This is a genomic window from Runella limosa DSM 17973 (genome assembly GCF_000482465.1).
Taxonomy (GTDB): domain Bacteria; phylum Bacteroidota; class Bacteroidia; order Cytophagales; family Spirosomataceae; genus Runella; species Runella limosa.
Map to the genome: position 1 here is coordinate 109,978 of NZ_AXVJ01000044.1, position 20,555 is coordinate 130,532.

Sequence of the window (20,555 nt, forward strand, 5' to 3'; positions counted from 1 at the left end):
ACAAGTGCAATTGCACCCCCTGAAAAAATGGCAAATTCAAGTATAGCTGCAAAAGCGTTAGAGCAAGGACAAGGCATTTTACGTTTAGCCCCGACGTGGGTTCCGCGCTCATTTTGCGTTCCTGGTCGTCGTATCAAACTTCACCCCGACGATTATTATGTATTAGGCGGTGTTCGTGGCGGTATCGACGAGCGTTGGCTTTCATCAACCACCCCTGCCAAAAATGGCCCACTCACGGGAGAACACGAAGGTTTAAGTAAAGTCGTATTTGAAGAAGGTGGACAAACCGAACAACTGTTATTAAAAGACGTCATCGACGAATTGAAAGGTGAAATCGTTGGCGACCGCCTTTGGGACGAATACCAAAGCTGGCCGATGTACTCCAAGTTTTTTGACAACATGGGGCCTCTTCCTCACCACATCCACCACAACGACGAAAAGGCAGCTTTGGTAGGGCAAAATGGAAAACCCGAAGCCTATTATTTCCCTCCCCAACTCAACAACCACGGTGGTGATTTCCCTTATACCTTCTTCGGAATTACGCCAGGTACGACCAAAGAACAAATCAAGCAATGCTTGATGGACTTCAATAAAGGTGACAACAAAATCACCAATTTCTCGTCGGCTTATAAATTAGAACCAGGCACAGGCTGGGACGTACCTCCAGGGATTTTGCACGCGCCAGGTAGCTTGTGTACTTACGAACCACAAAAAGCATCCGATATTTTTGCAATGTACCAAAGCCTTGTTAATGAGGCAATTGTACCAGAAGAATTACTTTGGAACGGCACGCCACAAGACAAGATGGGTGATTATGACGAGTTGGTTTCGGTGATTGACTGGGATGCCAACGTGGACCCCAATTTTGCCGCTAACCACTTTATGATGCCTAGGCCCGTACATCCGTTGGAAGATATGCAAGCGCAAGGATACGTAGAAAACTGGATTTGTTACAGATCCGAAGCATACAGTGCCAAAGAACTCACCGTCTTGCCTGGCGCTACCGTAACCATCAAAGACAGCGCGGCATACGGCTTAATCATGATGCAAGGACACGGTAAAATGGGCGTTTGGAACATCGAAACGCCTGCCTTGATTCGCTACGGACAATTGACCAACGACGAGTTCTTTGTGACTGAAAGTGCAGCCAAAGAAGGCGTTACCATCACCAACTATTCGTCAACTGACCCTATCGTGATGTTGAAGCACTTCGGGCCTAATAACCCTGATTTAGTCGTGGTAAAATAATCACAAACCCCAAACCCAAATCTATAAGGTTTTAAAAACCTTATAGGTTTAAAGGTTTAACATAAACCAAAACGTAAACTTTTCTAACAATGGCAGAAAACAATTTTCCAAAACTCCACAATGCCACATGGCCTGGGATTGTGGGTAAAGGCCCTGACTCAGAGCCTGCAATCGCATTTGACACCATGCTTGAAATGACTGCGGCAGCAGAAGTGGACGGCGTAAAATTTGACGGCGTGGACGTTGGTCTTTTTGACCCGCACTACGACCTCGATATATCTGACGACGGCATCAAACGCCTCGCCGACAAAGTAGCCAAGCACGGCCTCGAAGTGGGTAGCTTGGTGGCACCTATCTGGGGTGGCCCAGCCATGGGTACCAAAGAGCAACGTGCCGAATTTGTGGAAATGGTGCGTAAATCATGCCACATCGGCCAAAAACTCCGCGAGTGGGGACTCCGTCCGAACGGCATTGTGCGTATCGACTCGGCAAGTAGCCCACACGATTGGGCACTTGACCCTGCGGGAAATACTAAACTCATCGCCCAAACCTTCCGCGAAGCCTGCGATGTAGCCGCTGATTTTGGCGAAAGCCTAGCCGCCGAAGGTGAAATCTGCTGGGGCGGGATGCACTCGTGGAAATACATGCTCGACACATTGGAGGCCGTTGACCGTAAAAACATTGGCTTCCAAGCTGATATGTCGCACACGACGCTTTATTTGTTGGGTTACAATGCCCCTGAGCACCGCGTGTTGCCCGAAGATTTTCAATGGGGTGACCGTGAAACGTTCCTCGAAGGTTTGCGTAAATTGACGGCGGCGCTTCGTCCTTGGACGATTGACTTCCACGTGGCCCAAAACGACGGTACCGTCTTTGGTTCTGGTTCGCACGACAAAACAGGTCGCCACTGCCAAGCAACCGACCCGAACGGTAAACTCGACATCACCAACGACGCGGGACTTTGGCTCCGTGACGAAAGCGGTGAGTTGACCAAAGCTTTCAAACACATTTGTTGGGATGGCTGTATGTTCCCGAACGCGGTCATGAACAACCAACAAACGTGGAATGACATTCTTGCGGCAATGATAAAAGTACGCAAAGCGCACGGCTGGGTAGGCTAGTCTTCCTTTTGTCATTCAGAAGATAGGATGGGGATGCCCGTACGTGGTTTTAGATGTTTCGCTGCCGCTCAACATGACAAAGAAATAATAAAGAATTGACAAAAAACATTCATTATGTCAGCTAAAAAAGAAATCAGAATCGGATTAGTTGGGACGGGTTTGATGGGCCGTACCCACGCCAATGGATATAACCGAATTGCCAATTTCTTCCCAGAATTGGAGTACCGCCCCGTTTTGAAAGCGGTGTGTTCACGTAACCCTCAAAATGTACAGGCATTTGCCGAGCAGTGGGGTTTTGAATCGTACGAAACCGACTGGAAAGCATTGATTGCCCGCGATGACATCGACGCGGTTGATATTTGTACGCCCAACGACAGCCACGCCGAAATCGCGTTGGCAGCGGCGGCAGCGGGAAAAATGATTTTGTGCGAAAAACCACTTTCACGCACCTTGGCCGAAGGCGAAACCATGGTGGAAGCGGCCGAAAAAGCGGGCGTAAAAACCACCGTTTGGTACAACTACCGTCGAATTCCTGCGGTGACATTGGCCAAACAAATCATTGATTCGGGGAAATTGGGCAAGATTTTTCACTACCGTGCCAACTTCCTACAAGACTGGACCATCAACGCCGACCTACCGCAAGGTGGTACGGGTTTGTGGCGCATGGACGTAGCCTCGGCGGGTTCGGGCGTAACGGGTGACTTGTTGGCGCACTGTATCGACACCGCGATGTGGCTCAACGGCGCCATCACCGACGTATCGGCCATGACCGAAACCTTCGTCAAAGAACGGATGCACCAGCTCACGGGCAAAGTAGAGCCTGTTGGCATCGACGATGCGTGTCTTTTTCACTGTCATTTTGCCAATGGTTCGTTGGGCTTGTTTGAGTCAACGCGCTATGCACGCGGCCACAAAGCCCTTTATACGTTTGAAATCAACGGCGAACACGCGTCGATTCGTTGGGATTTGCACGATTTGAACCGCCTCGAATACTTCGACCACAAGGACGAATCTATCGTACGCGGCTGGCGCTCTATCCACGTGACCGACGGCGACCAACCGTACATGAACCGTTGGTGGATTCCAGGTTGCGGTATTGGCTATGAGCATAGCTTTATCCACCAAGTAGCCGATTTCTTGAAAAGCCTCGAAGACGGCTCACCTTGCGGCCCAACTTTCAGAGACGCACTCCAAACTCAAAAGGTATGCGAAGCGGTTATTGAATCTGCCAATTCTCGTAGCTGGAAAGATACGGGCGCGGAAGCGATTGGGTAGTAATTTTAACCTTTCCAAGGTTTTGAACCTTGGAAAGGTTAAACAAAAGTTGAGTTCTGCAATCATGGCTTTTTTTCATTTATCAATTCATTTAGCCATTCTATTTAAGTATCTATTGGTAAGTAAACCTATTTTTTTAATTTTCCTAAATGATTCTCAACGGATAGAATTTTCAATTCAATCTTTAATATTACAAAAACTACCTCCTAGTGAAATCTATTTCTAATATTTTTATCTACTCTGACCAGCCAGCAACCTGCCCAAATTGTGGTTCAAGGTCAGAGGTAATTTTAGAGATATCGCAAACAAAACATCAAACTCAAATCCACAAGTGTATCAATAAAAAATGTAAAAATGAGTTTATAATGCAATATGATGAAGATTTTGACAATGGAGGTTTATTATGAAACAAGGTCAAAGGCTATGGACAAGAGATGAATTAATATTGGCAATTAACTTGTATTGTAAATTGCCCTTTGGCCGTTTACATCGATTAAATCCAGAAGTAATAAATCTTGCCAATCTGATAAATAGGACGCCAAGTTCAATAGCATATAAATTAGTAAACTTTGCCAGCTTAGACCCAAGTCTAAAAGCAAGAGGCATAAATGGAGCTTCTAATGCAAGTAAAGCAGATAATAAAATTTGGAATGAATTTTTTAACAATTGGGATATACTTCCCTATGAAAGCGAAAAATTGTTAGCACAATTTAAACACACAACTGTTGAGCAATTACACCAGATTCCAGAAGATGAACTACTAAGAGAAGGAAAGACAAGGGAGCAGATAGTAAAAGTAAGAGTTAATCAATCATTTTTTAGGAGCTCAATACTAGCTGCATACAATAATACTTGCTGTATTACAGGAATTAATAAGCCTGAATTTTTAATAGCAGGGCACATTCGTCCGTGGGGTATTGACAAAAAAAACAGACTAAATCCACGAAATGGAATAGCAATAAACGCTTTGCATGACAAAGCATTTGAGTCAGGATATATTACAATTACACCTGATTACAAGATTAGAGTTTCGCCATTAATACTAAAAAACAAAAATCAACATACCCTTGATTTTTTTGGCAGGTTTGACAATCAACCAATTATTCTTCCTTCACGTTTTTTACCTGACGTTGAGTTTTTGAAATATCATAACGAAGAACGATTTAAAATATAGCGAGTGAAGGATAGAAGCAAAATTTCAGAATTATCCCTATTGGTCGAAGTCTTCCGAATGTTGACTTCAGAGTTTCAATAAAGATAGTGTTTGTAATACGATATGTGCCAGAAATGCTCCCTCGTTAGCTGTGTCCCACAGCTATTTTTTTGTGTCTCCCTTCCATTTATAGAAAGCAAATGATTTAGATGCCTACGGCGTGACAAAAAGTATAAATTTGGCTAATCAATAGACCTATTCCCTACCTCATCTCCCCCGAATCAAACTCCCTATGCGGTTTACTTTTTTATGTGTGGCAATTGGGGTTGGGTTGGTTTCTTGCAAAGAGAAGGACCTCAACCTTTACTCCTATTGGCAATGTAACCAAGCCCAAAAACTTGATACGACCACCATTGCCAAAAAATTGAAAGGTTCGTGGTCGTGGACTAAACAGGATTGCGCTTTGTTGGGGAAGTTTAAGTATGCCGATAAAAAAATACGTGTGACCTTTCGCAGCAACCGTACTTTTTCAGTCACCGAAAATTCAACGACGCTGACCCAAGGCAACTGGAGGATAAAACAAGAAGACGGCAACTCATGGGGGCTCGCGATGTCATCGCCCAGTACCTATTTATACGGTCGCATTCTATTTTGTGACAATCAAGTGGTGTTTAACCAAAGTTACATCGACGGCTGTGACAATGTTTTCAAAAAAGAGTAATAAGGTAAAGTATTCCCTCCTGCCGTCGCTCGCATCTTGCGACGGGGCGGCACGAGCCGTGATGACTAAGTCAGAAAGTTCCCCTATCGTAGTAGCTTACTTTTCTACCTGTGGCGTGCCAAGAGGAGCGCCATGAAGTTGCTTTTGCGGCGAACAAAGCGTATTTTCACCGCATATTTTGCGGCGAAAAACTATGTACATCCACGAAAGAAACAATTGGACTGACTTTAGTTGGGACAATGGCAGGCTACTACCTCTTTTAGCTGCTGTAAGACATTTGCAGGGACGTTTACTTGGGCATATTGAGAGTTTAGGATTCGATTTGATTGAGCGAGCTACCTTAGAGTCTCTGATTCTAGAAGTTACTGATTCGTCCAAAATCGAAGGCGAATTTTTAAATACTGAACTTGTTCGCTCATCTATTGCCCGAAAACTAGGCATTGAAAGTGCCGAATTTAGTAACATTCCCCGCAACATCGACGGCGTCGTGGATGTCCTTTTAGATGCTACGCAAAATTATGACCAGCCTCTCTCTCAAGAACGACTTTTGGGTTGGCATCACTCGCTGTTTCAATCGGGATATAGTGGTTATACAAAAATTGATGTGGCGCGTTACCGTTCCACAGGGATGAAAGTAGTTTCGGGCACGTTTGGCAGAGAAAAAGTCCATTTTGAAGCGCCTACTGCCGAAAACGTGCCCCACGAAATGAGCCTATTTTTGGATTGGCTCAATAACGAAAGCACCTTAGACTTAGTCCTAAAATCCATCATAGCCCACTTTTGGTTTGTAACAATCCATCCTTTTGATGATGGTAACGGACGGTTAGCTAGGGACATAATGGACATGTTATTAGCTAGAAGTGATGGCAGTAAAATCCGCTTTTACAGCATTTCTAATCAGATTTTCAAAGAGCATAAACGATACAATGATATAATTGAAAAAACACAAAAAGGCACTGCTGACATCACTCCTTATATAGAATGGTTTCTCGGTTGTTTTGAGAGAGCACTTCTGTCGAGTGAGCAAAATTTAGAAGTTATTTTAGATAAAGCCCGCTTTTGGGAACAGCACAAATTCGTGGCCATTAATGACAGACAACGACTTGTGATTAATTATCTATATGACAATTACGACAAAGAAGTGGGCTTTTTAAGAACCTCTGTCTATGCTAAACTTACCAAATCTTCAAACGATACTGCATTACGAGACTTACAAGATTTGGTCACTAAAAAGATGCTGAAAGCAGAAGATAGTGGTAAGAAGACAAAATACGTCATCATCAGTCCAAAAGGCATACGAATACCCAATCAGCAAATAGTGGTTTAAAGTTGTCGTCGTCTGTCGAAGAAAAGCGTCGCTCGTCTATTTGCGCTTGAGGGAGACAGAAACGTGTCGTTGTTTTGAACAAAAAACAACACAACTCCCATGAACACGCCTTTCAAATCCCTCGCTTTTGGTCTTCTTTTCGTTGCTTCCTTGGTTTCTTGCACCAAAGAACCCAGCTTACCCCCCAAAGAGCGTTTTTTGAGCGACAAACCGTGGTACGTCACGGCTTACACCGTCCAACTGGGCAGTCGCTACGAAGATAGGCTTTCGGCCACGCCCAATTGCCTCAGAGACGACATTTACGTTTTTACTCCTAAAAAACACTACGAATACAACGCTGGCGCAACCAAGTGCAATCCCAACGACCCACAAGTAATTCATACGGGAATTTGGTCGTTGAGCGAAGATGGAAGTACCCTCAAAATCAACATCAAAACGGGGGATTCGGGCTTGGGTTTGTACGAATATAAAGTCACTGAGCTATCCGAACACATGCTTCAACTCCAATACAACGACGGTGGCTTTGTGCATCGGCTGTTGTTTGAACATCCGTAAAATTTTCTCTTTTTTTGTGTAACATCTTCAACGACCCTCATTGCCTATTGAATAGAACACAAATTGTACCATGGATACGCAAACGTGCTTTGGATGGTTAGTCAAATAATCAACAAAGAGATATTGCAGGTCCATTTGTATTTTATTTGATAAGTGCCTATTTTTCAGCCAAACACTGCTAATAATATGTCACTCAAAGAACGATATATCAATCCGTTTACCGATTTTGGCTTCAAAAAGTTATTTGGCTCCGAGCTTAATAAAGACTTATTAATTGACTTTTTGAATGAAGTTGTTCTTCCCAATAATAAAAAGATCGCAGAGCTAAAATACAGTAAAAATGAGCATATTGGACAGACCGAATTAGACAGAAAGGCTATTTTTGACTTGTATTGTATCAGTTCTACTGGAGAGCGATTTATCGTTGAAATGCAAAAAGCCAAACAAAATTACTTCAAAGATAGAAGTGTATTTTATTCAACATTTCCAGTACAAGAACAAGCAGAAACAGGAGATTGGAATTACCAACTAACTGCGATTTATACCGTAGGAATTCTTGATTTTACATTTAGTGATGAAGAATCTAGAAATAGCGTATCTTCCAAAGAAGTAAGGCATGAAGTAAAATTAAAAAACCAACATTGTGAAGTTTTTTACGATAAGTTGACATTTATTTACCTAGAAATGCCCCATTTTAATAAAAAAGAAGAAGAATTATCAACCACATATGACAAATGGTTGTATGTATTAAAGTATCTTCCGCATTTTACTGATAGACCCAAAAGTTTGCAAGAACGAATCTTTCAACGACTTTTTGAAGCTGCTGAAATCGCCAAATTTACTTCCGAGGAGAAAGAATTATACGAAGAAAGCCTCAAATCGTATCGTGACTTAAAAAATGTCATAGATTCTGCATTTGATGACGGCGTAATGAAGGAAAAAACAACCAATATTATCAAAGCCCTTCAACGGGGTAAATTAAGCGTTGCAGAAATTGCAGAAGATTTTAATACCACATCTGACTTTGTTCTAAGGATCAAAAAAGACAGTAGTCTCTAAGCCCCCTTTTTCAAGAAACTGCCAACCACTCCCCACTTTTCGCCTCAAAAACGAGTAAGGAAAGCCCTTTTTTGCCTTAGTACACTGTTTTCCACCAAAGGGCTTTCCTCCTAATGACCCGCCAACCTGACCAATTACTGCAAGTACGCAACCTTTCTAAGTCGTTTGTGGGCGTGAAGGCCCTCGACCAAGTCCAGCTCGACCTCAAAAAAGGCGAAGTCCATGCCGTCATGGGCGAAAACGGCGCAGGAAAGTCCACCTTCATGAAAATTTTGATGGGACTACTCTCTCCCGATTCGGGGGAAATTTGGCTGGAAGGCGACGTACTAAAAAACGCCGACGTCAACGAAACCCTCAAACGCGGCATTTCGATGATTCACCAAGAAATGCTCGTAGTGCCCGAATTAACCGTTGCCCAAAACATTTTTTTAGGGCGAGAAAAAACCAATTGGCTCCCTTTTTGGCTCGACGACGCCCACACCAACGCCCAAGCCGAAGCCATTTTACAGCAAATGGGCGTGGACATTGCCCCCACTACCCTGCTCAAACACCTGAGCGTGGCCGAAATGCAAATGGTAGAAATCGCCAAGGCTATTTCCAACAACGCCAAGGTCATCATCATGGACGAGCCTACCTCGGCCATTTCGGACAAGGAAGTCGCGACCTTGTTCAAAATCATCAAAGACTTAAAACAACAAGGCGTCGGAATCCTGTATATTTCGCACAAAATGGACGAGATTTTTCAGATTTCGGATACCATTACCGTCTTGCGTGATGGGCAATACATCGGAACTAAACCCGCTTCCGAACTCGACCAACCTACCTTGATTTCGATGATGGTGGGCCGCGAAATCACCAATCTTTTTCCCGAAATTGTCCCTTCCAAGGGCGAAGTAGTACTCTCGGTCAAACGACTCACACGCCAAGGCGTATTTTCTGACATCACGTTTGAGGTGCGCAAAGGCGAAGTTTTGGGTTTGGCAGGTTTGATGGGCGCGGGTCGGACGGAAGTAGCGCGGGCTATTTTTGGACTAGACCGTTATGATAATGGCGAAATTCAACTTAATGGGCAAACCATTCGCATCCATTCCCCCGCCGAAGCCATCGCCTTGGGCATTGGTTACGTCAGCGAAGACCGCAAAGGATTGGGCTTTATTCCTGCCATGACTATTCAGGATAACATCACCCTTTCGAGCCTCTCGCAACACGCCAAAGCAGGCTGGGTGATGACCGACAGAGAAGCAAGCGTTGCCACACACATGATGCAAAACCTGCGCATCAAAGCCACGGGCGCGGCCCAAAAAGTAAGCCATCTCAGCGGCGGGAACCAACAAAAAGTGGTTATCGCCAAGGTACTTCAGGCTGCTCCCGACGTAGTGATTCTGGACGAACCTACGCGGGGCATTGACATTGGGGCGAAGTTTGAAATTTATAAACTCATCAACGACCTAACGGCCCAAGGTATCGCTGTCGTGATGATTTCGTCGGAATTGCCCGAGATTTTGGGACTTAGCCACCGAATACTGGTACTGTCGAAAGGTAAACAAACGGCATTGCTTGTCAGGGAAGAAGCTACGCAAGATGTGATTATGAAATATGCGATGCAGTAGATACCCCAAAACAGGAAACCAACAAACATGAATACACTTTTAACTCGTTCAAAAAACCTAGGCCAATACGGCATATTTGGGGCTTTTGTGGTGATTTGCTTGGGATTGGCAGTCATCAATCCGCAGTTTATGACCGTCTCCAACTGGACCATCATCATCACCCAAGTATCCATCAATGCGCTTTTGGCCTTTGGGGTCACGTTTGTCATTATTACGGGTGGCATCGACCTTTCGTTGGGCTCGATGGTCGCCGTCACGGGCGTCGTGGCGGCTTCACTGGCGCATCCTGATACCTACCCCGTCATTGTTCCCATTGGCGTTGGCGTGCTTTCGGGTGTGGCCATGGGTGCGCTCAATGGGTTGGTGATTACCAAAAGCAAAGTCCCACCCTTCATCGTGACGCTGGGAATGATGACCATTGGCCGCGGTTTGGCCTTGATTTTGAGCAAAGGCCGCCCTATCTCTAACCTTTCCGATTCGTTCAATTTTATTGGCGGCGGAAGCGTTTTAGGGATTCCCTTTCCCATTCTCATTTTGGTCGTCTTTTTTATTCTTTGTACACTTCTTCTCAAAAAAACGGTGTTGGGACGGTATATTTACGCCGTTGGGGGAAACGAACAAGCGGCAACTGCGTCAGGGATTCGGGTCAACAAAGTCAAAATGGCCGTTTATACTTTGTGTGGCGGCTTGGCGGGTTTGGCGGGAATTCTGCTGACGGCCCGCATCACCACGGGACAGCCCAACGCAGGTGCAGGTTTCGAGCTCGACGCCATCGCAGCGGCCATTATTGGTGGCACAAGTACCTCGGGCGGAACAGGTACGATGACAGGAACGCTCATTGGTGCACTCTTGATTGGCGTCATCAGCAACGGCCTCGACCTCCTCAATGTTACTTCCTATTATCAACAAGTAGTAATGGGTGCCATCATCATCGGCGCCGTGGTACTTGATAGTTGGAATCAGAAGAAGTAGTTTGAGATTGTGGGTTTCGGGTTTTTATTTTATCTACTCTTTCCAATCGTCGATAGTAGCACACGGATGGGATGGATTAGACACGGTTTTTATGGATTTAAAAATGTTCGGGCATAGTAACTACATAAATTGACATAAAAGAAATGAAACGTACATTAATCGGTTCGGCGCTTTGCGCATTATTATTGGTAGGTTGCGGGCAAGGTAGCAGCGACAACAAAGAAGCCAGCGGAGACAAAAAAATTAAGATTGGGGTGACGATGCTCAGTATGCAAAATGAGTTTATCGTGAAAGTAAGCGACGAAATTGAGAAAAAAGCCCAAGAAATGGGCGTTGAACTCATTGTCGTTGACGCCGAGCGCTCGGCCCTCAAACAAGTAGAGCAAGTCGAAAGCTTCATTGCGCAGAAAGTCGATGCCATTATCATGAACCCTTGCGAAGTAGAAGCCAGTTCGCCCGCAGTGACCAAGGCATTGGCGGCCAAAATACCCATTGTCAATGTCAACTCAGAAACCAGTGCTGCCCCTAGTGCCTTTGTGGGCTCAGACGACGTAGAATCGGCGCGGATTGCGATGAATTTTATTGCGGAAAAACTCGGCGGAAAAGGCAACATTCTGATGATGCACGGCTACATGGGACAAGCCGCCCAAATCAAACGTGAACAAGGCGCCCGCGAAATCCTGCAAAAGAACCCTAATTTAAAACTACTTGCCCACCAAACGGCCGAATGGGACCGCGCCAAGGCCATGTCGCTCATGGAAAACTGGATTCAGTCCTACGGGGCAAATGTCAATGCGGTTTTTGCCCAAAACGACGAAATGGGTATGGGTGCCGTGAATGCCCTGACGGCTGCTGGCATGAAAGACAAAGTAATTGTGGTCAGTATTGACGCCATTCCAGACGCGCTACAAGCCGTCAAAAAAGGAACGCTCAACGCAACTGTATTCCAAAACGCCGAACAGCAAGGTGCTAATGCCCTTGAAACGGCTGTTAAAATTGTAAAAGGGGAAAAATTCGAGAAACAAACCTTAATTCCCTTTCAGCTCGTGACCAAGGAAAACGTAGAAACGTTCTTAAAATAGTACAGAAAAAGAAATATTTTTTAAAAACAAAATCACATTTTTTCAATCAACACCAATAGCTGAAAATTGGTAACTAACTGAAAAATACATATTTAATAAAATCAGAAAAGGGGAAAACCATGCAAAATCGGTTTATCCCCTTTTTTTATACCAATGATACAGGATTGCATAGGATAGTTCTCTCAGCCCTACAAAGCATATTTGTATAATGTCAGGGATTTATAGAATTATTTGAAGCCTTGATACCATTCTATTTATTTATAAACACTTAATTTTTTACACCATGCAAAAAAAGTTTATCCTACTTCAGGGTAGAGGCAACTTGTGTGTAGGCATCATTGCCTTACTATTACTTGTAGCTACCAGCTCATTTGCTCAAAACGCCATCAAGGGAAAAATCTCTGCCAAAGACGGAGAAAGTCTTGTTGGAGTAAACGTCGCCATCAAAGGTACTACCCGTGGTACCAACTCAGATGCCGACGGAAACTACAAACTTGACGTTCCCAACGGCTCCACCCTTGTATTCAGCTACATTGGGTACCTTACCAAAGAAGTGGCAGTAGGTTCACAAGCCACCATTAATGTGACACTCGAAACGAATGACAAAATTCTGAGTGAGGTTGTCGTAGTGGGATACGGTAGCCAAACGAAAAAAGAAGTAACAGGAGCCGTTCAAACCATTTCTTCTAAAGAAATCAAAGACTTACCTGTATCACAGATTGGGCAGAAGCTCCAAGGACAAGTGGCGGGGGTTCAAATCAACCAAACAACGGGTAAGCCTGGGGTTGGGATGAACATTCGTATTCGTGGACAGCTTTCAGTATCGGGTGGTAGTGACCCACTTTATGTCGTTGATGGTTTCCCTATCACTGGAAATATTGGCGCACTTAACCCTGATGAAATTGAAGACATTTCGATTTTGAAAGATGCGGCTTCGACTTCATTGTACGGTTCGCGGGCTGCCAACGGGGTAGTGCTTATCACGACCAAAAGAGGTAAAAGCGGACAAACAAACGTGAGTTTCAACGTATTTACAGGAACGCAGGTAGTGCCTAAGAAAGGCCGTTTTGCAATGATGGATGCCGTTGAGTTTGCTCAGTTTAAGAAAGAACACTACGAAGACTCTAAACTTCCAGTGCCAGTTGAATTCCAAAATCCTTCTCAATATGAAGGCAAAAACAACGACTGGTATGATGCCCTCCTCCGCCGTGCACCAGTACAAAGCTACAATTTAACCCTAACTTCTAACAAAGACAAAGTAAGTACATCGCTTGTAGCTGGGGTATTTAATCAAGAAGGGGTTGTATTAAACACCAAATATCAGCGTTATTCACTCCGTTTGAACAGCGAGTACAAGGTTTCGGATAAAGTAACGATTGGGATGAATATTGCGCCTCAGTACGTTTTTGATAACACTCCTCGTACGGATGGTGACCGTGGTACTGGTATTTTGTTCAACGCCATTCACACGTGGCCAATCATGCCTATTTATGATGAGAAAGGAGAGCTACCACTCTTCAATCGTTTCCCATCTAGCACAGGTAACATCTTTGCATATCCAAACTGGGTTCGTGCAGCGTATGAGTTGAAGAACGAAACAAAACAAACCAACATACTTTCTAACGCCTACATTTCGTACAGCCCTATCAAAGGCTTGACGTTGAAGTCGTCGATGAACGTAGAATTGCTTAATCAGAAGTTCTTCTTCTTCAACCCATCTACTGCAACGAGTGCCATCAACACTGCCGTACCTGTAACGGCCGTTTCGATTCGTCAATCCACAGATAACTTTGGCTGGTTGAACGAAAACTTGGCTACTTATTCTAAGTCATTCAACGACCACAACTTTGAACTTTTGGCAGGTTATACCAACCAAAGCTTCCGCAGTGAGTCGAGCCGTATCCAAGCCGACACTTACTCGGACGACCGCCTTCCAACAATCCAAGGAGCAATCAACATCGCACGTGGTGGTACCAACAGCAACGTACAAGAATGGAGACTTACTTCATTGCTTTCACGTCTGACTTATAACTACAAAGGCAAATACCTCTTCACTGCTTCTATTCGTCGCGATGGTTCTTCTCGTTTTGGTTCAAACAACCGCTGGGGTACTTTCCCATCATTATCAGCAGGATGGGTTGTTTCGGATGAAGATTTCATGAAAAATTTCGACAAAATCTCGTTTGCTAAAGTAAGAGCAAGTATCGGTGTAACAGGTAACAACAACATTGGTAACTACACACAGTATGCCCTTATCAACAACACCGTAAACGCAGTTTTTGGAAGCAACGTAGCCCCAGGTGCAGCGGTAACATCACTTGCTAATGCCAATCTTGGATGGGAAACAACCCGCCAAATCGACTTAGGATTTGACATTGGTTTCCTTAACGACCGCTTCCAATTAACCTACGACTACTATACCAAAAATACAACCAACTTGTTGTATGCCGTTCAGATTCCACAGGAATCAGGCTTTGGCAACTTCAATGACAACATTGGTGAGATTAAGTTTTGGGGCCATGAAATCTCGCTTAACACGCGTATTCTTAGCACAAGCAAGCTCAAGTGGAACGTAAATGGTAACATTTCTTTCAACCGTAACAAAGTACTTGCCTTGGCTGATGGTATTGACCGTGTGTATGGTCTGCACCACATCACTCGCGTTGGTTATCCTTTTGGTCAATTCTACGGCCACCAAGCAAATGGTGTTTATCAGAATGCAGAAGACCTCAAAAACTCTCCTATCGTTCCTGGACGTTCTTTCGTAGGAACCATCAAATTGGTTGACATCAACGGTGATGGTGTAATTACCAACGGTGGCGACAAAGACGACCGTACCATTTTGGGTAATCCATTCCCAACATTTACCTACGGAGTTACCACTAATTTAACGTACGGAGACTTTGATTTCAGTGTGGTAGGTTCAGGTTCACAAGGCAACCAACTATGGGTTCGTCACTTGTACAGCACTGCTAACCTTGATGGGGTATTTAACCTACACGAAGAAGTTAAATACCGTTGGCGCTCAGAAGCTAACCCTGGCAAAGGGTTCTACGGAACAACCGTAGGTGGTGGTACAGTGACGGGTATCGAACGTGACTGGCAAAATAGCCGTTTTGTGGCTGATGCGTCTTTCTTTACCATCAAAAACATCACGGTTGGTTACACCATCAACAAGCCAAACAAAGTGTTCCGTTCGGCACGTATCTATGCTTCTATCCAACAAGCAGTAGTGTTTACGAAGTACTGGGGTGGTTCTAACCCTGAAACCAGTGCCCAAACAGATGGTGGCGGCGACGGTGGTAACCTGAGCCCAGGTGTTGACTTGTTCAACTACCCTGTTCCACGTACATCAACCATTGGTATCAACTTTAACTTCTAAACCAACGGTTTAACCAAAATCACTGAATGACATGAAAAAATCCATCATATTTTCTATTGCGTTAAGCTTGGGTGCTTTTAGTTGCAACACCGACGAATTTCTTACCGTAACGCCCGAAACCGCCCTTAGTTCGGCCACTTTTTTCAAGACAGAATCTGACTTTATCCAAGCTGTCAATGCGGCTTATGTTCCTTTGCGTACGATACACAATATCACATCTCACTTACTGACAGAGCAGCATTCTGACAATGCGCGGTATGTGCGTAACGTACTCTTTGGAGCTACCGAAAACCAGTCGAACTTGGCAGACTTTAACGTACCGACGGCCAATGGTGTTACTACCAACGGTAACGTATTGACGGCCTATCGTCAAAACTTTTTGATGATTGCGCGGGCGAATCAGGTATTGGCCTTGATTGATGCCTCTACCATCCCAGATGCCACCAAAAAGAACGTAAAAGGACAAGCCCTGTTTCTAAGAGCTTTAGGGTATTTGGATTTGGCGCGTTATTTCAACCGTGCCCCTTTACAACTTACCCCAGTAGGCAATCGTTCGGAGGCTGCTGCTGCACTTGCTACTGGAGATCAATTGTATGCTCAAATCATCAAAGATGCGACCGATGCTGTTGGTTTACTTCCCGCCAAATCAGCCCAAGAAGCAGGCCGTGCAACATCAGGCTCGGCACGTGCGTTGTTAGCAAACGTGTATATGATTCAGAAAAAGTGGACAGATGCTGAAACCCAACTTCGTGCCATTGTTTCAAGTAATGAATACAGTTTGATGCCTAATTATGCGGATGCTTTCTCAACCAGTACAGGTAACAAAAACACCAAAGAATCAGTTTTTGAAGTACAGTATTTGGAAGGTTCGGCTGGGCTTAATGGTAACTTTTTGTATAACATGGTTCCTTACCCAATCGCCGCTAACGAACTCGTTACCATTACAGGTACAAGTAATGCGCAACCATTATCAGGAGAAGGCAATAATATTCCAACCCCTGATTTGATTGAAGCTTACGAAGCAAGCGATAAGCGCAAAGAAGCCACAATTGGAATGATTACTTTAAGCGGAGCTTTACATGCTGATAAAACTTTCCCGTACATCAAGAAGTATGCAAGACCACACGCTTTGCACAACAACCACGGGATGAACTGGCCAATTTATCGCTATTCAGAAGTATTATTGTTCTTGGCGGAAGCGTTGATTGAGCAAAATAAACTTGCCGATGCAACTCCATTCCTCAATCAAGTACGTACACGGGCTGGTTTGGCTAATACGACGGCTACTACCCAAGCAGCTCTTCGTGATGCAGTCTATCAAGAGCGCCGCGTAGAACTAGCTTTTGAATCTAAGCGCCTATTCGACTTAGTTCGCACAGGTCGTTTGGAAACCGTTATTAAAGCATACGGCGACCGCGTAAAAGCCAACAAAGCACGTTACTATTTCCCTGTGGAAGGTTTCGTTCCAGCCGATGCGTTTACCATCATAACCCCATACTACGGACTACCAGCTGCTGAGGCAGATTTAAGTCCTAATTTCTAACCAATTCCTTCGAGCCGATTGCCGCAGTCGGCTCGAAGTTTTTTGATTCATGGAGGGCTACGTAGCCTTTTTTTCAAAGACTAAGGTAAAATAAGATATTAAACTCTCTTTTACAGTACAATTACGATTCCACCCATTAGAACGTTGAACTTAAATTTGTATCCATATTCCTATTCCTATGTTCACTAAACACCGCTCTATCCGCGCATTTCTAGTGGCTTCCGCCCTGTTTACACTAGCGGCGTCTTTTACAATCCTCAACAAAACGGAGCCCGCTGTCAACGGCCGCGACAACCCGAAGGTGGAGAAACTCCGTCTTCAACCTGGTTTCAAAGCAGAACACTTGTACAGCCCTTCCGACAATAAGCAGGGTTCTTGGGTATCTATGACTTTTGACGACAAAGGTCGAATGATTGTTTCTGACCAATATGGTGGATTATTTCGATTAAAAATCCCCGCTATTGGCTCAGGAAGTTCTGCCCCAACGGTGGAGAAACTTACTATCCCTAAAGCAATGACGACTGATACTGTCGGTATGGGATATGCCCAAGGGTTGTTGTATGCTTTCAATAGTTTGTACGTCATGATTAACAACCGCAGCAATGCCAAATTCTCCCGAGGAAGTGGCTTGTATCGTTTGTTTGACACCGATGGTGACGAGCAATTTGACAAAGTTGCAACCATAAAAGAATTTAAAGGTGAAGGTGAACACGGGCCTCACAGCATCATTTTGTCACCCGACAAGCAGTCTATTTATATTGTAGCAGGAAACTTTACACAGCCTCCTGCCATGGATAAGTACCGACTCCCTGCTGTTTGGCAAGACGACAACTTGTTGCCGATGATCAAAGACCCCCGTGGCCACGATGCCGAGCCTAAAGTACCTGCAGGATGGATTGCCAACATTGACCCAGATGGAAAAAAATGGGAAATGATTGCATCAGGCTTCCGTAACCCCTATGATATTGCCTTTAATGAAGTGGGTGATTTGTTTACATACGATTCGGATATGGAATGGGATTTTGGTTTGCCTTGGTACCGCCCTACGCGTATTGCGCACGTAACCAGCGGCTTAGAATTTGGATGGAGAACAGGTACAGCAAAATGGTCAGCTACGTGGCCTGATAACCTCCCTGCGATTGTTAACATCGGACAAGGCTCTCCTACCAACCTTATTCATTTGAAAGATGCTAAGTTTCCTGCCAAATACAAAAAAACGTTGTTGGCCTTCGACTGGAGCTTTGGGATCATGCACGCCATTCACCTCAAGCCATCAGGCTCTACTTACGCAGGTGAACGCGAAGAGTTTTTATCGGGTATTCCTCTTCCACTGACCGACGGGGCAATCGGACCAGATGGCGCTTTGTACTTCCTTACTGGCGGTCGCCGTCTTGAATCTGACTTGTACCGTGTATATTATGAAGGAAGTGAAAGTACCGCCCCTGTTGCTGCGACGCCAATTAATAAAGACAACGAATTGAGAAGAAGCTTAGAGCGCTTCCACGCTACGGTCAATCCTAGCGCAGTAGCTACTGCTTGGCCTTACTTGAAACACCCCGATCGCCATATTCGTTATGCCGCTCGCGTTGCTATCGAAAACCAACCCGTAGCTGAATGGCAAGACCGCGCCCTTAGCGAGAAAGACCCTATTTCGCTTATCAATGCTTCGATTGCCTTGGCAAGACTTGGGAAGGCAGAACAAAAAAATGCAATTCTCAAAGGACTTACAGGTATCAATTTCAAAGGTTTGACCGAATCTCAACAAGTTGATTTGTTACGCGCTGTTGAACTTGTTTTGCTTCGTATGGGCAACCCTGATGCCGCTACTACGGCACTGGTTAACAAGTATTTTAATCCGTTTTATCCTTCAACTAATGCTGATATTAACCGTGGACTTAGCAAGGTACTCGTCACACTAGATGCGCCTGGCGTAGTAGCTAAGACCCTCGCATTGCTTGAAGCAAAAGAACAACCTACCAACCTTACTGCTGGTGGCGAAACAGCTACAGCATCGGCTGAGTTGATTATGCGTAATCCACAATATGGCTTAGACATTGCTGACATGTTGAAAAGTATGCCTCCTGCACAACAAACTTTCTATGCAACGATGTTGAGCGTAGCTAAAAACGGTTGGACGCCAGAACTTCACGAAAAGTATTTCAAGTGGTTCAATAAAGCATTTAGCTACAAAGGTGGTCGTAGTTACGTTGGTTTTATCGATCGCGCTCGTAAAATGGCGTTGAAAAACGTACCAGAAGGTAAATTTGCCTACTACGATAAGCTTTCAGGTGGTGAGTTGTTGAGCAAAAATGGAAACGACATTGCGAAAGTAACTTATCCAAAAGGTCCAGGCCGCCAATGGAAACTTGATAATTCTGTGGCAGCAGTAGAGGGTAAATTGACAGGCCGTAACTTTGAAAACGGTAAAAACATGTACGAGGCCATCACTTGTAACCGTTGCCATAGTATGCGCGGAGACGGTGGAAGTATCGGGCCAGATTTGACACAATTGGGTACGCGTTTCTCTACCAAAGATATGTTAGAGGCGATTATCGACCCAAGTAAGAGCATTTCTGACCAATACGCGGCAACGCACTTTACCCTCAAAAATGGTCAATCAGTAGTTGGCCGTTTGACCAACGAAGATGCTACAGCTTACTACGTGTCGCAAAACCCGTATGAGCCTGAGAAGACAATGAAGTTGCTCAAGAAAAACGTCGCTTCGCACAAATATTCTCCAGTGTCTATCATGTTTGGAAACTTGATCAATAGCTTGAACGAAGAAGAGCTAAAAGACTTGATGGCCTACTTGATGGCCGGTGGAAACGAGAAAAACGCCGTTTTCGCTCCAAAGTCAGGGGATACTCAGAAAGGTGATAAGTAATCGTCAATTCACTACTGCTTAAAAAGAAAGGGAGGCAAAAAGCCTCCCTTTCTTTTTTGCTATTTCCCCAACTCCTGCTCCCAGTGCGTGGGAAGGCCGTCGAGGCTAATCAAATTCTTTTCTCCCACGTAGTCACGTAATCCCTCTTCACCTTTTTTCTCAGCCCAATCGAAGTGAATCGAACGCTCACCCACGTAGTCAAACAACGGAATGCCAAACCCACAGGAGGTTTGCACCAAGTTGATTTCGGCAATGATGAGCTGACGCGTACTTGAATACGTTGTAAACTGAGGGGCGTACTTTTCCCATTCAGGCGTGTGAGGTAACACTACTTTTCCGCGACCGTAGAAGCGCAAAATATTGGGCACCTTGTCAAACGAGCAAAACATGAACGTAATTCGCCCGTTTTCGAGGGTATGGGCCGACGTTTCGTTTCCGCTCCCAATCAAGTCCATGTACCCCACCTCGGTGTCGGATAGGATTCTGAAACTATCCACTCCCTTTGGCGAAAGGTTGACGTGGCCTTCTGTACTACTCGGAGCCGTAGCCACAAAAAATAGATGCTGTTTATCGACAAACGCCCGGTGCGCTTCTTCGATTTTTGGATAAAACTTTCCCACGCT

At 44.7% G+C, this 20,555-nt stretch carries 15 protein-coding genes; 14 read left to right on the top strand and 1 reads right to left on the bottom strand.

Features of this window, described 5'->3' with window-relative positions; genetic code table 11:
- Positions 1–27 precede the first annotated feature (27 nt).
- The 14 genes from K339_RS0105065 (at position 28) to K339_RS0105130 (ending at position 19,932) form a co-directional block, all read left to right on the top strand.
- On the top strand, positions 28–1,248 hold the full coding sequence (locus K339_RS0105065; RefSeq protein WP_028522648.1) for a cupin domain-containing protein: 1,221 nt from the start codon (positions 28–30) through the stop codon (positions 1,246–1,248).
- An 89-nt stretch (positions 1,249–1,337) separates the two neighbouring features.
- Positions 1,338–2,369, top strand: a complete 1,032-nt coding sequence (locus K339_RS0105070; protein ID WP_028522649.1) for a sugar phosphate isomerase/epimerase family protein — start codon at positions 1,338–1,340, stop codon at positions 2,367–2,369.
- Positions 2,370–2,483: 114 nt separating this feature from the next.
- Positions 2,484–3,644 carry a Gfo/Idh/MocA family protein gene (locus K339_RS0105075; RefSeq protein ID WP_028522650.1) on the top strand — a complete coding sequence of 387 codons (1,161 nt, stop codon included), beginning with the start codon at positions 2,484–2,486 and terminating at the stop codon, positions 3,642–3,644.
- Positions 3,645–4,047: 403 nt separating this feature from the next.
- Positions 4,048–4,818, top strand: coding sequence for an HNH endonuclease (locus K339_RS0105080; RefSeq protein ID WP_028522651.1), 771 nt, complete (start codon positions 4,048–4,050; stop codon positions 4,816–4,818).
- Positions 4,819–5,089: 271 nt separating this feature from the next.
- Positions 5,090–5,518, top strand: a complete 429-nt coding sequence (locus K339_RS0105085; protein WP_157607475.1) for a hypothetical protein — start codon at positions 5,090–5,092, stop codon at positions 5,516–5,518.
- A gap of 193 nt (positions 5,519–5,711) precedes the next feature.
- A complete protein-coding gene (locus K339_RS0105090) occupies positions 5,712–6,845 on the top strand; it encodes a Fic family protein (protein WP_037299257.1) in 1,134 nt (377 codons plus the stop codon).
- 99 nt (positions 6,846–6,944) lie between these two features.
- Positions 6,945–7,400, top strand: coding sequence for a hypothetical protein (locus K339_RS0105095; RefSeq protein WP_028522654.1), 456 nt, complete (start codon positions 6,945–6,947; stop codon positions 7,398–7,400).
- 186 nt (positions 7,401–7,586) lie between these two features.
- Positions 7,587–8,459, top strand: coding sequence for an Rpn family recombination-promoting nuclease/putative transposase (locus K339_RS0105100; protein WP_028522655.1), 873 nt, complete (start codon positions 7,587–7,589; stop codon positions 8,457–8,459).
- A 113-nt stretch (positions 8,460–8,572) separates the two neighbouring features.
- Positions 8,573–10,069: a sugar ABC transporter ATP-binding protein gene (locus K339_RS0105105; RefSeq protein ID WP_028522656.1), complete on the top strand. Its 1,497-nt coding sequence runs from the start codon at positions 8,573–8,575 to the stop codon at positions 10,067–10,069.
- Positions 10,070–10,096: 27 nt separating this feature from the next.
- The gene (locus K339_RS0105110) at positions 10,097–11,041 is read left to right on the top strand and encodes an ABC transporter permease (protein ID WP_028522657.1); all 945 of its coding nucleotides are present in this window, start codon (positions 10,097–10,099) and stop codon (positions 11,039–11,041) included.
- Between the two features lie 143 nt (positions 11,042–11,184).
- The gene (locus K339_RS0105115) at positions 11,185–12,123 is read left to right on the top strand and encodes a sugar ABC transporter substrate-binding protein (RefSeq protein WP_028522658.1); all 939 of its coding nucleotides are present in this window, start codon (positions 11,185–11,187) and stop codon (positions 12,121–12,123) included.
- A 283-nt stretch (positions 12,124–12,406) separates the two neighbouring features.
- Positions 12,407–15,505, top strand: a complete 3,099-nt coding sequence (locus K339_RS0105120; RefSeq protein WP_028522659.1) for a SusC/RagA family TonB-linked outer membrane protein — start codon at positions 12,407–12,409, stop codon at positions 15,503–15,505.
- Positions 15,506–15,536: 31 nt separating this feature from the next.
- Entirely contained in the window at positions 15,537–17,048 is a 1,512-nt protein-coding gene (locus K339_RS0105125; RefSeq protein ID WP_028522660.1) for a RagB/SusD family nutrient uptake outer membrane protein, read from the top strand.
- Between the two features lie 178 nt (positions 17,049–17,226).
- The gene (locus K339_RS0105130) at positions 17,227–19,932 is read left to right on the top strand and encodes a c-type cytochrome (protein ID WP_028522661.1); all 2,706 of its coding nucleotides are present in this window, start codon (positions 17,227–17,229) and stop codon (positions 19,930–19,932) included.
- A gap of 59 nt (positions 19,933–19,991) precedes the next feature.
- Here the strand turns inward: K339_RS0105130 and K339_RS0105135 are convergent, their stop codons facing one another.
- Positions 19,992–20,552 (bottom strand): pyridoxamine 5'-phosphate oxidase family protein, encoded by a 561-nt coding sequence (locus K339_RS0105135; protein ID WP_028522662.1) that lies wholly within the window; start codon positions 20,550–20,552, stop codon positions 19,992–19,994.
- Positions 20,553–20,555: the final 3 nt, after the last annotated feature.